General features: G+C 38.2%; 13 protein-coding genes, 1 tRNA gene and 1 pseudogene. 12 read left to right on the forward strand and 3 right to left on the reverse strand.

What is annotated here, in order from left to right; all coding sequences use genetic code 11:
- The first annotated feature begins 69 nt into the window (after positions 1-69).
- On the forward strand, positions 70-306 hold the full coding sequence (gene secG, locus J3U91_RS01740; RefSeq protein ID WP_002817855.1) for a preprotein translocase subunit SecG: 237 nt from the start codon (positions 70-72) through the stop codon (positions 304-306).
- 75 nt (positions 307-381) lie between these two features.
- On the opposite strand, the gene J3U91_RS01745 is transcribed toward secG, so the two are convergent.
- Positions 382-837 carry a GtrA family protein gene (locus tag J3U91_RS01745; RefSeq protein ID WP_002818207.1) on the reverse strand — a complete coding sequence of 152 codons (456 nt, stop codon included), beginning with the start codon at positions 835-837 and terminating at the stop codon, positions 382-384.
- Positions 838-882: 45 nt separating this feature from the next.
- Here J3U91_RS01745 and J3U91_RS01750 point away from each other — a divergent pair, with 45 nt between their 5' ends.
- The 4 genes from J3U91_RS01750 to J3U91_RS01765 all read left to right on the forward strand — a co-directional run bounded on the left by J3U91_RS01750 (position 883) and on the right by J3U91_RS01765 (position 3970).
- Positions 883-1776, forward strand: a complete 894-nt coding sequence (locus tag J3U91_RS01750; protein ID WP_002818208.1) for a GH25 family lysozyme — start codon at positions 883-885, stop codon at positions 1774-1776.
- Positions 1773-2780: a Gfo/Idh/MocA family protein gene (locus tag J3U91_RS01755; protein ID WP_002818209.1), complete on the forward strand. Its 1008-nt coding sequence runs from the start codon at positions 1773-1775 to the stop codon at positions 2778-2780. Before J3U91_RS01750 ends, J3U91_RS01755 begins: the two co-directional genes overlap by 4 nt.
- 7 nt (positions 2781-2787) lie before the next feature.
- A tRNA-Arg gene (locus J3U91_RS01760) sits at positions 2788-2860 on the forward strand.
- Positions 2861-3100: 240 nt separating this feature from the next.
- Positions 3101-3970, forward strand: coding sequence for a sunset domain-containing protein (locus J3U91_RS01765; RefSeq protein ID WP_002818210.1), 870 nt, complete (start codon positions 3101-3103; stop codon positions 3968-3970).
- Between the two features lie 334 nt (positions 3971-4304).
- On the opposite strand, the pseudogene J3U91_RS01770 reads toward J3U91_RS01765, so the two are convergent.
- Positions 4305-5523, reverse strand: a pseudogene (locus J3U91_RS01770) (aminotransferase-like domain-containing protein).
- Positions 5524-5674: 151 nt separating this feature from the next.
- Here J3U91_RS01770 and J3U91_RS01775 point away from each other — a divergent pair.
- The 5 genes from J3U91_RS01775 (at position 5675) to J3U91_RS01795 (ending at position 11928) form a co-directional block, all read left to right on the forward strand.
- Complete coding sequence (locus J3U91_RS01775; RefSeq protein ID WP_002818213.1) at positions 5675-6568, forward strand: LysR family transcriptional regulator; 894 nt, start codon at positions 5675-5677, stop codon at positions 6566-6568.
- A gap of 113 nt (positions 6569-6681) precedes the next feature.
- The gene (locus tag J3U91_RS01780; protein WP_002818214.1) at positions 6682-7677 is read left to right on the forward strand and encodes a D-2-hydroxyacid dehydrogenase; all 996 of its coding nucleotides are present in this window, start codon (positions 6682-6684) and stop codon (positions 7675-7677) included.
- Positions 7678-7855: 178 nt separating this feature from the next.
- A complete protein-coding gene (cydD, locus tag J3U91_RS01785; RefSeq protein ID WP_002818215.1) occupies positions 7856-9583 on the forward strand; it encodes a thiol reductant ABC exporter subunit CydD in 1728 nt (575 codons plus the stop codon).
- Positions 9573-11285, forward strand: a complete 1713-nt coding sequence (gene cydC / locus J3U91_RS01790; protein WP_002818216.1) for a thiol reductant ABC exporter subunit CydC — start codon at positions 9573-9575, stop codon at positions 11283-11285. Before cydD ends, cydC begins: the two co-directional genes overlap by 11 nt.
- Positions 11272-11928 carry a glycoside hydrolase family 73 protein gene (locus J3U91_RS01795; RefSeq protein WP_002818217.1) on the forward strand — a complete coding sequence of 219 codons (657 nt, stop codon included), beginning with the start codon at positions 11272-11274 and terminating at the stop codon, positions 11926-11928. The genes cydC and J3U91_RS01795 overlap by 14 nt, the downstream gene beginning before the upstream one ends.
- Here J3U91_RS01795 and J3U91_RS01800 read toward each other — a convergent pair whose 3' ends face one another.
- Positions 11929-12888: a sugar-binding transcriptional regulator gene (locus J3U91_RS01800; RefSeq protein WP_002818218.1), complete on the reverse strand. Its 960-nt coding sequence runs from the start codon at positions 12886-12888 to the stop codon at positions 11929-11931.
- 149 nt (positions 12889-13037) lie between these two features.
- On the opposite strand from J3U91_RS01800, the gene J3U91_RS01805 reads away from it, so the two are divergent.
- Together J3U91_RS01805 and J3U91_RS01810 are read left to right on the forward strand one after the other, a co-directional pair.
- The gene (locus J3U91_RS01805) at positions 13038-14195 is read left to right on the forward strand and encodes an NAD(P)-dependent malic enzyme (protein WP_002818219.1); all 1158 of its coding nucleotides are present in this window, start codon (positions 13038-13040) and stop codon (positions 14193-14195) included.
- Between the two features lie 95 nt (positions 14196-14290).
- Positions 14291-15274, forward strand: coding sequence for an AEC family transporter (locus tag J3U91_RS01810; protein WP_002818220.1), 984 nt, complete (start codon positions 14291-14293; stop codon positions 15272-15274).
- Positions 15275-15279: the final 5 nt, after the last annotated feature.

Consider the following 15279-nt stretch of genomic DNA (forward strand, 5'->3'; position numbering starts at 1 on the left):
GGGCTTTTTTATTTTGTTGGAATACCAGGATTTTTTATAGGCGGGCAATCTGATATACTGACATATGTAATGGAACATATTATTTTAACTGCATTAATCGTTTTGGGGATCATTATTGTAATAAGTATTATGATGCAGCCAAGTAAGCAACAGGATGCCTTAAGTGCTCTTTCGGGAGGCGCTAGCGATCTTTTCCAGGCGCAGAAATCTCGTGGTTTTGAGTCGGTGATGAAGAGAGCGACAGCAGTAATGGGCGTAATTTGGTTGCTATTAGGCCTCTTGCTTATGATTCTTCAAAATAGATGAAAATTAAAAAAGCAAGAAACAAAACCTATAGGACTGAGATGAAAGATTCGCTTCTATAGGTTTTTATTTACAAATTTATCGATCGGATTTTTTAATCTCGGAGGAGCTATGCTTCTCTTTTTTTCTAAAGACGATAAATTTGCTGATTAGGTAATTTAGGGTAATGACAACAATTTGTGCGATCAGCTTTACCGTTAGAGAGTACATCCCCAATAATTGGATTCCGATCCATAAAATCAATTGTTCGGCAATCAAAGTAAAACCACGACCAACGAAAAAACGCGCCATTTCGATTGCTTCGGATAGAAATTTCTCATGATGGCTGTTAAAAACATATGATCGATTTGTGTAATAGCTAAATATTGTCGCCGCTATCCAGGCAACAATATTAGCTGTAGCCCAATCCATTGGCGTTAATTGTTCTAAAAGAGCGAAAACCAAGAAGCTGATGAAGAAAGCCGAAACGCCAAAAATTATATAGTTGACAACGCTTCTTTTTCGTTGATAATATCGTTTTGCCTTTTCGAGCATAAATATAATTATAGCTATCCTTAAGACTTAGCTATAATAAGAAACGTGCAAAAGAAGCGGGGTAGAACAAAAAAGAATTTTCTGGATTATATTTTCTTTATTTTGCTTGCTTTTGGTCTTGTCTGGACTTTTACGCTTTGGACGACTGCTAAAGCTCCAGCCAGAAAATCGGCAGCGGCCTCTTCTGCTAAAAATATTAGTCAAAAAATAACTGATAAGCAGGATAAAGCCAAAAAGAAAAGTTCTGACAAAAAGGCTCATTCAAGTAGCTCTGCTAATTCTGTCAGTTCGATTAGCTCTAGTAATTCTCAAGCGAGCAAGGCCAATTTAAAGAAATACGCTTTAGGGACAACACTCAGTTCCGACCAGCCCTATACGGATTATTCTTATTTAAAGTCTCAAAACATCAGATTTGTTTATTTTCGTTCAACAACCGGTAACAGCAGTTTTGACAATCTTTTTCTGACATCGATCAAGTCGGCAAAGGATGCCGGTCTTTCGGTTGGCTCAATGACTATCTATGATCCCTCGATTACTGCTTACTCGGCTTATCTGTATTTTGTTAGAAAAGTCGGCAAAAAGGTCGGCAACCTTCCAATTGCTGTCTATGTCACCGACGACTCGATTACCGATGATAATTCAATTACGAATCTGCTTGGGTTGCTGCAGGATCTAAAGGAATACTATCCGAATAATTCTGTCATCGTTCGTTGCGATAAGACGGTTTACGATGAAGTTCATGCTAAATTAGCCAGTTTGAATTTAAAATATTGGTTGATTGAAAACAATCTGGATGGGTTGGGTTCAGAGAATCAATTTGTCCAGTATAATGCTAATGGGAAGGTTGGATCAGGAATGCGTTCCTTCCGCCTGCCTTTATCTGTTTTTGATGGTAGCAAAGCTGATTTAAAAAAATTATCTGAAGGAATTGAGAAATGATAAAACTTGGATTGGTTGGTACTCATTGGATTACGGCGCAGTTTGCTCAAGCTGTGCTCGAAACCGGAAAATACGAAATATCAGCTATTTATTCTCGTAACAAGGAAAATGCTAAAAAATTTTCCGTAAAAATTCAACAGAACAAAGCTTCACTCTACGATAATTTCGACGATTTCATTGATTCTGGAATTCAGGTTGTTTACCTGGCTTCTCCTAATTCTTTTCATTTTGAACATGCACAAATTGCAATCAAACACGATGCTGATGTAATTGTTGAAAAACCTTCTTTTTCGAATCCTGATCAATTCAGGACGATTATTGATTTATTGAAACTTCATCCAAAAATCCGCTTGTTTGAAGCAGCCAGAAATTATCATGATCCGAATTTTAAAGTTGTACAATCGACGGTCAAAAATCTTGATTTGTTGCAAGGAGCAAATCTGGTTTACGCTCACTATTCGAGTAGGTATGATGAATATTTAGCGAAACCCGATAATCCACCAAATGTTTTTACAAGGGATTTCTCTGGTGGAGCACTTTATGATTTAGGTGTTTATCCGCTTTATGATGCACTTGGTTGGTTTGGCTATCCTGAAAAAATTGACTACAAAGCACAATTATTAAAGAATGGGATTGATGCTTTTGGTTGGATTAATCTGAAATATAGTGGATTTTCTGTTGGCATTTTTATTTCCAAAGTATTTACTTCAACTGCTCCAACTGAAATATTTGGTCTCAAACATACGATTGAAATTGACAGTCCTTCGGAACTAAATCAAATCGCTGTAATTAATGGTCATGATAAACAGTTTGTTGCTGATGGCAGTGGCCGAAACCCACTTTTTAATGAGGCTGATGATTTTGCTAGAGTTTTAAATGATCGTTTTAGTGAGAAAAATCAGTCCGAATACGAGAAGTGGCTTAAGACTGCTACTCAAATTAATCAATTGCTTTTTGATTTAAGAAAAAGTGCTGGAATTGATTTTCCTGCTGATAATCAATAATTTTTTTGGCCTAATAGTTTAACAGGATAAAACACGGACCTCCTAAGTCTAAGCTCCCGGTTCGAGTCCGGGTTGGGCCATTGTATTAAAACTGTCATTTTTTGAGATGACAGTTTTTTATTTTATTTCGTCTTGTGGCATATTGATTTGGTTGGAAGCTAAAAAAATCAGAAATTTTAATAGAAAACAGACGAAAACCTAGTAGCAAAAATCGGTAATTTTCGTGTGCGAAATTGTGTATAACGTTTAAAATTAAATTAGTTCATGAATATATGGGCTAACTTTTAGAGAGAAAGTTAAATATATAGAGAAGGTAATAAATGAAGAGAAGAATTGTTCATAATTTTGTGATTACATTCGTCACTGTATTTTTATTGTTGGGTTTTGGAGCTTTAAACAATTGTCAGCCCACTAGCGGGACGGTGTTCGCTAAAGAACAAGCAGTCAAAGTGATTAAACTGCATATCACCGGGAAGCATACTAGAAAATTCACTGTGGTTACTAACTCTGCTGGTAAAGCCACTGTTTCTGGTCGAATTCAGGGTGATAAAAGAGTATTTTTCAAACAGTACAAAGGCGGCTATAAAAAGTTTAGCGTTAGGGCCAATAAAAAAGGCCATTTCAAAAAAGTTATCAAGCTACAAAAAGCTGTCAATAAAGTTGCCTACGCTATTGACTCTAATAAAGTTAATAAATTAATTAAAAAGCATCCTAGGAAATATGTAAGTAAAACAATCGTTCACCTTACAATCAAATGTAGTTCGGCTTCTCAAGCATCACAAAAGGCTGCTTCTCAAGCATCTTCATCGGCTAAAGCCGCGTCGATTGCTTCGTCTAAGGCTTCATCAGAGGCGGCTGAGTCTTCTTCTAGAGCGGCGGTTATTTCGTCTTCACAGGCAGCTGCTCGTGCTGCAGCTTCATCCAGTGCTGCCGCTGCGCAAGCAGCAGCTCAGAGGTCCGCTTCTCAGGCCGCTTCTCAGCGTAATGCTCAGGCTAATCAGGCTGCTGCGAATAATACCGGCGAACAAGAATACGTTGATGCCAATGGGAATGGTCTGATTAAAGGATCTGTCGATCATATTTATCATGTTCCAGGCAGCACTTATTATAATCGCACCAAGAATGTTGTCCAATGGTTTAAGACTGTTTCCGATGCTGTGAAAGCCGGTTATAGAGCGCCCCTGAGATAAGGGCCAAGGATCATCCGATTGTTAATTAAAAAATTGAGCAATAGCAATATACAGACAAGATAATTCCGCTTGATCTGATTGCTTTATGTCAAGTTCTATAGTCAGGATCGCTCGATTAAGTAGGCACGGTATAAAAGTTAAAGTAAATTATTTGTTTTCAATTAAAAGTATCATAATTTTTTACAAGGTACTTTTAATAAGTACCGACCGCCAAAATCTTTTAGTTCATATTTAAATAATCATTCACATAGTAGCTTTCAAACTATATAAATAAAAGTCGGCCTTTAATCGGACCGGCTTTTTTTAATTTTTTAAAAGTTTTCTGTTCACTTGGTTAACCAACCTGAATGATTTTGTTTTTGATTTGTTCATCCCAGGCTGCACTTAATGCTTGCCCCAACTTCTTGATACCGACTTCGATATTTGCCAGCGATTCACCTGTGAAATTGATTCTGGCACCATTTTTAATATTTCCGGAAGGATAAAGATTAGTTGACGATGTAATTAGAACGCCAGATTTTGATAGCTGCTGCTGATTGACAAATTTATCCATATTGAAGTTTTTTGGCATTGTCAGCCAGATAAAGAATCCACCTTGAGGATTAGTAAATTGAGCGATACTTGGCATATTTTTCCGCATAGCCGACAGCATGGCATCTTTCTTTTGGCGATAACAGTTGCAGATCAAAGCGATATGATTCTCCAAGCTGTTGTCGTCCAGGTAAGTATTGACAATCGACATTGTTAAATTACTCGATTCAATATCGGCTCCGCTTTTTAGGCCAATCAGGGCTTTAAAGAGTTTATCTTCGGCCGTCAACCATCCTAGACGCAATCCAGGAGCGAGGATCTTTGAAAAACTGCTAACGTAGATGACTCTTCCTTCGCTGTCCAAAGACTTAATCGTTGGCAAATTTTGACCACTATAACGTAAATCACGGTAAGTACCGTCTTCGAGGATTACAACATTATATTTGTTTGCCAGTTCGATTATTTGCCGGCGTTTTTCCAACGACATTACCGCGCCGGTCGGATTTTGAAAATCCGGAACTGTATAAATCATCTTTACGGCATGCGTTTTTAAAGTATCTTCCAGGAAATTAACGTCCATACCGTCTTCTTTGATCGGTATTTCGTAAAAAGTCGGTTCATAGGCTTGAAAGGCCGCCAAGGCACCAATATAGGTCGGTCCCTCAACTACTAAACCATCGTCTTTGTTTAACATCAAGCGAGCCGTCAAATCGATTCCCTGTTGAGCCCCTTGAGTCAACATTACATGGTCATTGTCGGTTTTGATTTTGTCGTGCCAGGCCATTTTTTTTACTAATTTTTGTCGCAATTCCGGTAATCCGACACTGGTATTATATTGGAGCAGTTTCAATTGGTTTTTTTCAAAAACCTCTTTTGCAGCCTGCCCCCAATTCCTGTTCCGGAAAAAGTTTGTGGTCGGGATAACCGGCCGAAAAAACAATCTGATTTTCCTTTTTTGCGGCAAAAAGTTTGTCTAATCCGCTATTTGACGTTCTTTCTATTCTGCTTGCCAAACGATTCATATTTTTTCACCTCGATAAGAATAAAAGTATTTGAATTTTACTTCTTTATACTTTTCTCTTTTAATGTTATGCTCGGATCATAGATAAGTAAAATTCAACTTTTTCATATATTGATGAATTTTATTCACCTAAAATTTTAAAAGGGATGTTTATGGTTAATTTTTCTTACCGGGTTTTTGCGGCAGTTGTCGAAAAAAAGACTTTTTTTCATGCAGCCGAATCATTAAACGTAACTCCCAGTGCTGTCAGTCATTCAATTAGCCAATTGGAAAACGAATTGGGTTTCCCTTTGTTTTTAAGAAACCATAGCGGAGTTGAATTAACCAACGACGGGAAAACGGTTCTGCCGGTGATTCAAGCTATTTTAAATACTGAGGAAGAACTTTATCAGGTTTCTGCCAGTATAAAGGGATTGAATAGCGGAAGAATTCGGATTGGAGCCTTTAGCAGTGTTTGCATCAATTGGCTGCCGACAATTATCAGGCGCTTTAAAAATCAATATCCACAAGTCGAGGTGACTGTTTTCCAGGGGAATTTCAATCAGATTGCCGATGGTGTTTCAAACGGATCGATTGATATTGGTTTTAGTTCTTTGCCGGTCGACGATAAACTTTTAGTCGAACCCTTGATTAAAGATCGAATATACTGTGTTGCGCCATCTGATTTTGTTCCAAAAGACAAGATGAATGTAACAAACCAGGACATCGGCCGTCGTCGTTTTATTCTCCAACAAATAGATTATGATCGCGATACTAAAAAAGCTCTCGATCAGTATAACGTCACGCCGAATTCGTTAACTTATTCAATTGACGATCAGTCAATTCTATCGATGGTCGAAAGTGGTTTGGGTTTGGGAATACTACCGGAATTAGCCTTAAAAAAGTTATCCGGTAATGTTCATATTTATCCTTTCGATAAAAATTTCGCCCGGACAATTTGCTTAGTAACCAATAAAAACCTCGCTCAGGCACCGTCGACAAAAAGAATGCTTAAAGAGATAAATTCTTTTCTCCGGAGTAACTACAAGAACCAATTTTTAGGTTGATTTTTGTTTTTTCTTGAGGATACATATAATTAATTTAATTTGATGAAATCTACGATAAGAGCTTTGTGAATTTTTGTATATAATTAAGAACGGAGTCTAAATGGAGGAAAAGAATGAAAATTTATGCTTATGGAATTCGAGATGATGAAAAGCCATCGTTAAAGGAATGGGGGACAGCACATCCTGAGGTTGAGGTTGCTTTCACTCAAGAACTATTAACACCTGAAACTGCTAAAAATGCAGCCGGAGCAGATGGTGTTGTTGTCTATCAACAACTCCCGTATACTCGCGAAACTTTACAGGCCCTGGCTGATCAGGGAATTCACCAAATGAGCCTGCGTAATGTTGGAATCGATAACATTGATCTTAAAGCTGCCAAGGAACTTGGTTTTAAGATTTCCAACGTTGCTGCATATTCTCCAAATGCCATTGCTGAACATGCTGCTATTCAATTAGCGCGGATTTTGCGCCGCAGTAAAGAACTTGATGCAAAAGTTGCAAAACGCGATTTGCGCTGGGCACCGACAATTGGACGTGAAGTCCGCATGCAAACAGTTGGTGTTGTCGGCACTGGACGGATTGGCCGTGTCCTGATCCAAATTTTGCAGGGCTTCGGGGCAAAAATTGTTGCCTACGATATTTTTAAAAACCCAGATATTGATAAACAGGGTCTTTACGTTGATAGTTTAAACGAACTTTATGCCAAGTCGGACGTTATTTCTTTGCACGTTCCATCTGTTAAAGAAAATATTCATATGATTAATAAAGATTCAATTGCCAAGATGAAGGACGGTGTTGTTTTGGTCAACGTTGCTCGTGGAGATTTGGTTGATACCGATGCTGTCGTTGCCGCTCTTGATTCAGGCAAAGTTTCCGGTATGGTAATGGACGTTTATGAAAATGAGATTGGTATCTTTAACGAAGACTGGGAAGGCAAAAAGTTCCCTGATGCTCGTTTGGATGATTTGATCGATCGGCCGAATGTTCTTGTTACCCCCCATACAGCTTTCTATACTACCAAGGCTGTTTTGGAAATGGTTCATCAAAGTTTTGATGCTGCTGTTGCAATCGCCAATGGCCAAGAGACAAGAAATCTCGTTAAATTCTAAAATATCAAAAGTTTAAAATGTTTTTTAGGGTCTGCAGAATACACGCAGGCCTTTTTTGTTATCGAAATCGAGCTGTCTTCTATAATAGAGCTTAGCAGGTTGCCCAATTATCGACTTGTGTCCTTATTCGTTCCTTGCTTGGAGTTTTTATTTTAGTTTTCTTGAAGCTGGTAAATTTATGATAGATAAACAAATTTTCAAAATTGAAGGCGTTAAAAATATTTTATCCTGGCTTGTGTTATTGACGTTCCTTCAAGCTGTGAGTATTCTCTTTCAGGCTTTTTTTCTGTCCAAGTCGATAGTTATACTTTGGCATCAATCGGCTTTTTCTTCGGCTGTTCCATATATCTTCGGTTTTGCAATTTCTTTACTATGCCGACATTTTTTCTCGCTTATTAAAGAAGGATCGGCAAATTCCTTTTCAGTCACAGCCAGTGAGGGCTTAAGAGACCAATTACTTGGCAAGTATTTATCCTTTGGTGATCAAACGATTTTTAAAACTGGTACGGGGCATGCGGTCAGTTTGTTACATGCCGGAATTGATAATGTTCAAAATTATTTTCAATTGATATTTATTAAAATAATCGATTTAAGCATTATTCCCTGGTTACTATTAATTTATATGTTTTTCCTCCGCTGGCAGGAAGCTTTATTTTTGCTGCTTATTTTCCCAGTCATAATTTTTTTCTTTGTGATTCTAGGCCTGGCAGCACAAAAAAGGGCTGATAACGAGTATCGAAATTTCACAGTCTTAAATAATCGTTTTGCCGATACGCTTCGTGGAATGCAAACTTTGAAACAACTTGGTCTTAGTAGAATTTTCACGAAAAGAATTTACGAAACTTCGGAAAGATATCGTAAATCGACAATGCGAAGTTTGACGATTGCAATGACTTCAACCTTTTCTTTGGATTTTTTCACAACTCTTTCGATCGCTGTGATCGCTGTTTTTCTTGGTTTTTCATTGATGGAAGGGAAGATGTCTCTTTTCCCGGCTTTGACTTTGTTGGTACTTGCTCCGGAGTATTTCTTACCCTTGCGGACTTTTTCCGAAGATTATCATGCGACTTTGGATGGGAAAAATGCTTTTACCGAGGTTCTATCAGTTATTAATCAGAAAAAGACAAGCGAAATTTCCGCTTTAAAAGTTCCGGCAATTGATTCCGAAACAGTTCTTTCTGTCCATAATTTTTCCTTTCAATATCCAGACGGTCAGCAGCCGGCGGCTCTAAAAGATATCAACTTTTTGGTTCGCGGTTTTGCCAAAGTCGCTGTGGTTGGTTTATCGGGTTCCGGTAAAACTACTCTCCTAAGTTCGTTGGCAGGTATTAATAGTGGACGGGGCGACATTTCGATTAACCGGAATAAATTTCTTAACTTTCAAAATACTTCTTGGCAAAAACAAATTATCTATATTCCCCAAAAACCTTATATTTTTCACACAAGTCTCAGAGAAAACATTGCTTTTTATCAACCGGATGCTCCTAAGGAACAAGTTGTTAAGGCAGCTAAAGCAGCCGGTATTTACGAATTAGCTAGCGGCCTTTTTAACGGTTTCGACACTATGATTGGTGAAAGTGAACAATCTCTTTCTGGAGGCCAAGCACAAAGAATTGCTCTTGCCCGGGCCTTTTTGGCAAGCGACCGTCACATTCTTTTGTTCGACGAACCAACCGCCCATCTGGATATTCAGACTGAATACGATCTGAAACAAACGATGCTGCCGCTTTTGGAAAATCACTTGGTATTTTTCGCAACTCATCGTTTGCATTGGCTGAAACAAATGGATTATGTACTTGTTATGGACAATGGACACATAATCGAGCAGGGCAGGCCAAGGGAGTTATTAGAAGATTTTGATGGAAAACTGAACGAATTACGGAAGGAACTGACTGATGAGAAATAAATCCGATCAATGGGTAAGGCCGTTTTTAAAAGAAAACCGAATTGGTATTTTTTGGACGGTTCTCTTTAGTTTTTTGATGATTTTTTCTTCGATGGCACTGATGTTTACTTCGGGCTACTTAATTACCCGTGCGGCCCAACATCCTTCGAATATCATGCTGATATATGTGCCGATTGTTTTGACGAGAGCTTTTGGAATCGGCCGGCCGACTTTTAAATATGCACAAAGATTAACGAGCCATAATTGGGTTTTAAAAATCGTATCCCTGACTCGCAAAAAATTGTTCAAAACAGTTGATGCTAATTCGACTATCGTCGCCGGCAGTCATTCAACCGGCGAAGTCATCTCTCTGCTTTCAAATGATATCGATCAGTTGCAGAATCTTTATTTACGAACGATTTTTCCAATCGCCAGTGGAATTCTTTTATATGTTTTTGTGACTTTATTTACGGCAGCTTTTAGTTTGGCTTTTTGCCTATTTTGGTTTATCGCTTTAATGATTATTGCGATCTGTTTTCCGTATTTTTCTTGGCAAATGAACCGGGATAGGATCATCCAACAAAAGAAGTTAGCCGATAAAAGTATTGATTTGGCAACCGATGCCGTTTTGGGAGCCTTCGACTGGCAACTCTCCGGACAACAGCGAAAATTCACTGATCGAAAAAGTGAATTGTCCAAGCAGTTGGCAAAAGTAAAGTCGGGCGGTCGGCGTTTTGGTTGGGTCCGTGATTTTTTGATTGAATGCCTTTTAATGGCGACGGTAGTAGTTACTTTGCTTTGGAGCTACCAGCAGTTTTTCGGACATACAGTTGGAATCGATCTGATTGCGGCTTTTGTTTTGGCAATTTTTCCTATGTCGGAGGCTTTAACTGATCTTAATCGAGGTGCCAGCGAAGCTACTTACTACAAGGATAGTATCGAGCGTTTAAACAGCCTTGGCCCAATTAAAAAGCAGACGATCAGTCAATTGCAGGAGAATCTACATCCGGATATTAAAATCGATAATTTATCTTTTGCTTATGATTCCAAAAAAGAGGTTTTAAAAGGAATTAATATGAATATCCCTTTTGGAAGTAAGGTTGCCATTCTTGGTCGTTCCGGAGTCGGCAAATCAACGCTCTTAAAATTAATTACCGGTGATTTAAAAAGTGATCGTGGAAGTTTGGAAATTTCCGGCGTTGAAAAATCGCAAATTAAGAATTCCCAAAATCAAATTTTTTCTATTCTTGATCAAAATCCCTATCTTTTTGATATGACTATTGCTAATAATTTGCGTTTGGTCGATCCAAAAGCAGACAACGATCGTTTGATGGAAGTCTTAAAAGAAGTTGGTTTGGGAAAATTATTGGCAAACCTGCCGGATGGTTTGGATACTCCGATGAGAGAAGCGGGCAGCCGTTTCTCCGGTGGCGAGCAACAACGCCTTTCATTAGCAAGAATTTTATTAAGGGATACGCCGATTGTAATTTTAGATGAACCAACCGTGAGCCTCGATCCTTTAACCGAACGACAAGTTATGCAGACTATTTTTCGCGTTTTGAAAAATAAAAGCCTGATTTGGGTGACCCATCATTTAATTGGTTTGGAAAATGTTGACAGATTATATTTTATTGAAAATGGAAAGACAAAATTCTCGGGAACTCCGGTACAATCAAAACAGGATCCGTTTTTAAAAAAACTTTGGCAACTTGACGAAATTTAATTTAAATAAAATAAAAAATAAAATAAAGACTCTCGATTTTACCGGTTCTGCTAATCTTTTGAATCTAATGACGGTATCATTGGTCTTTTTACTGACTTTTTCTCTCACTTATTATTTCATCAGCGAAAGTTCGATAAACGATCAAATTGATATGGCTAATCACGAAAATACATTGATTGCCGAACAAAAATTCATTGATAAGGTCGCTCCCTATATCCAAAAACGGCAAAAGAAGGATGGCATTCTTGCTTCGATTACGATTGCACAAATGATTCTTGAATCGGATTGGGGCAAAAGCAGTTTAGCTTCTAAATACCATAATTATTTTGGTGTGAAAAGCACTTCTGATGACGCAAAGAAAACTGTCAAAATCGATACGCAAGAATATGTTAACGGCCAGTGGGTAACTGTTAAAGGCACTTTTGCTGTTTACAAAAATTGGCAGGAATCTGTTTATCAGCATAACCGTCTCTTTTTAAAGGGAACAACTTGGACTAAAAAGCAATATAAAGATGTTATCAATGCAAAAAATTATACCGATGGGACCAAAGCTTTAGTGAAAAACGCTTATGCGACCGATCCGGATTATGCAAAGAAAATTATTCGACTTGTCGAACGCTATCACTTGGATATTTACGATTAATCAGTCCCGCCCTGCTTCCATTAAAATTCTTTGAGCGATCGATTCATCAATAATGATATCGGTTAGCAAACGACCTCTTAAAGCGCCCAGCATGGCTCGCGCTTTAAACTTGCTGTTTGTAAACGCTATTCGGCGGGGAACTGAAAGAATTGATTTTATATTCGAGCCGAAGACCTTGTCATCGGACAAATTTAAGAATTGCCCATCGATATTATAGGGTCTCCCATAGAGCATGCCAGCCACATTTTTGAAATTGACACCTGGAAAAATGATCGATTTATTTTCGTTCCAAGCGGGAATTGATTCAATCGAACTGAGTGTTCCGATTCCACAAAAAATCAAATCCAGTTTTTTAATTAGATTTCCTGCCCGATTAAAAGACGGTTCTTTTTTCAGCAGTTCACGTGCTTGATTGTTAACAATATAAAGCGGACCAGCGATTGTCACGAATTGCGCGCTATATTTCGCAGCAGCCTTTTCAACCATCCTTCCCGATCCGGCAGCCGATTTATACTTCATATTTTCACCAATAAACTGAGTAAAAACCAAGTCCTCTTTGACTTTGGCTGAAAAGGCGTCGATTACTCGATAAACCGTATCACCCCACGCCATACCGACTACTTGACTGTTTTCAATTAAAGATTGAATATGTTTTGCGGCAAAAGCAATTACATTTTCATTTTTTAAAGAAGGGTTCTCGCTGTCTTTAATTATGAAAATATTTTTTATGGTAAACAACTGTCGAAATTTTTTCTCTAATTCGAAATTTCTCTCTTGCGGAGCATTGATGGTTATTTTAACCAAGCCCTGCTCTAAAGCGTCGTCAAGATATCGACTGATTAGGTAGCGACTCAATTTATATTTTTCCGATATCTCGCCGATACTTAATTTTGTCAAATAATAGTCATGAGAAATATTTGCAATCTTTTCGAGGTAGGTTATGTCGTCATTTGTTTTCATACATATATTTTATGCTTTTTAAAAATTAAAAATATTTTGTATATTTAAAAATAATCATCTAATTGATTTAAAATATTTAAAAATAATAGCTTTTTATTTACAAAATTTAAAAAATGCTTTAAAATTATTCTTTGAATAAAAGAGGTTTTATGGCGCTTAACAATACAGAGTTAGATGAAATTTTAGCAATTCACTCAAAAAATGTTGGCGTACTTGATGTCAAAGCCGACATGGATGTTGAATCGCGGCAGGATTTAGGCAAAGCTTATACTCCCGGAGTAGCAGCGCTCTCAAAAATTATTGAGAAAAATCCTGGTTTGAAGGATAAATATACTATTTCCGGAAAATTGGTGGCGGTCGTAACTGATGGGTCGGCTGTCCTTGGTTTGGGAAACATCGGTACGGCTGCCGGTTTACCGATTGTTGAAGGAAAATCTTTGCTTTATAAAGACTTGGCTAATGTAAACGCGATTCCTGTAGCAATCGACCAGGTCCCAGTCGACGAATTCGTGCAAACAGTCAAAAATTTTTCAAATACCTTCGCTGGAATCCATTTGGAAGATATTGCCGCTCCCCGCTGTTTTGAAATTGAAGAGAAACTTAAGCAAACTTTGGATATACCGGTCTATCATGATGATCAGGAAGGCACGGCGATTGTTGTTCTTGCTGGTTTGATTAACGCTGCCAAAGTTGTTGGCAAAAATCTTAAGGATTTGAGAATCGTTATCAATGGAATCGGAGCGGCAGGAGTTGCAACGGCTCGTTTGTTATTTTCTATTGGTATAAAAAAACTGACTTTGGTCGATATTCATGGAGTTGTTAAAGCTGATGATTCAGATTACAACAAATATCAAAGAAAATTAGCCAAGGATATTAATTTAAATATTTCCGGTCAAACACTTGATAACGTGATTGATCAACAGGATGTTTTTATAGGTTTATCCGATGCCGATGTATTATCAGCTGATCAGGTCAAAAGAATGTCCTCCAAACCGATTGTATTTGCTTTGGCAAATCCGTTACCGGAAATCAATCCCGAAATTGCACAGACCGCCGGGGCTCAAGTTATCGCAACTGGTTCGGCCCAGTATCTCAATCAAGTTAATAATGTTTTGGTTTTTCCAGGCCTTTATAAGGGCTTGCTAACGTATGGAATCAAACAAGTTGATTACAAAATTGAAGAGGTTGTTGCCAAGGCTTTGGCATCGATGGTTGAAAATCCTACCAGTGATAAGATTGTGCCCGGTGTCTTCGAAGCTGGGGTTGTAGTGACTGTTGCCAATGCTTTAAAAACATTTGCCGGTTAATTTGGCCATTGCTCCATTGCTATTAGGGTGAGAGGACCTTTTAGCAATTAATTCAAGTCATCTCAGGATTGCTATAATTGGCAGGAGGAAGAAATATGGGTGTTTTTTGGACATCGATTCAGAGTGTTCTCTCAATCGTTATCATCATTGCAATTGGCTACGCCTGCCGGGGGGCAGGCTGGTTTGGCGAAGGCTTTCAAAGTGCTTTATCAAAACTGATTATGAATGTTGCTTTGCCGGCTTCAATTTTCATGGCGATGCTTTCGCGTTTTAAACCAAAGCAACTTGCTACTTTATCGACCGGGTTAATTTATGTAATTCTTTCGGTTGCAATTGGTTATTTGATCTCTTGGGGCTTAACTCGTTTATTTAAAGTTCCCAAAGGTCGTCGTGGTTTGATGATGGTTGCTATCAACGGCGCAAATACTGTATTTATCGGATTACCTTTGAATACCGCCTTATTTGGAGATACGTCAATTCCGTATTTGCTTGTTTACTACATTGTCAACACAATTGTTGTTTGGACTTTTGGTGTTTGGGTTATAGCTGGTGACGATCCGACTGTCAGCGGAAAAACCAAGGCCAAGTTCGATTTGCGTCATTTGCTGCCTGTTCCGCTGTGGGGCTTTATTGTTGCTTTACCTTTTATCTTTTTCTTTACAAAAGCCGCTAATTATATTGCGAACGGAACTGGCTTTATCACAACTACACTTTCCGGACTGGGCGGTTTGGTTACGCCTTTGTCATTGATTTATATCGGAATTATGTTAAAGAAGTTTGGCTTGTCTTCAATGAGGATTGATGCTCACTCTTTGCTGGCTTTATTGGGACGTTTTGTTCTGTCGCCAATCGTTATGGGAATTATCATTTTTGCCGGATTGCATTCTGGTATTCAAATGGTACCGATTTTTCAGAAGACTTTGATTATTCAATCAGCAACACCGGCTTTGGCTGTTTTGCCGATTTTGGCTGATACTTATCATTCCGATGTTAAATATGCCACGAATATTGTCGTTATGACATCGACTTTATTTATCATTGTTGTACCGATCATAATGAGTATCATCAACTTTATTTGATGCTG

The organism is Oenococcus oeni (assembly GCF_020510245.1).
GTDB classification, from domain to species: domain Bacteria; phylum Bacillota; class Bacilli; order Lactobacillales; family Lactobacillaceae; genus Oenococcus; species Oenococcus oeni.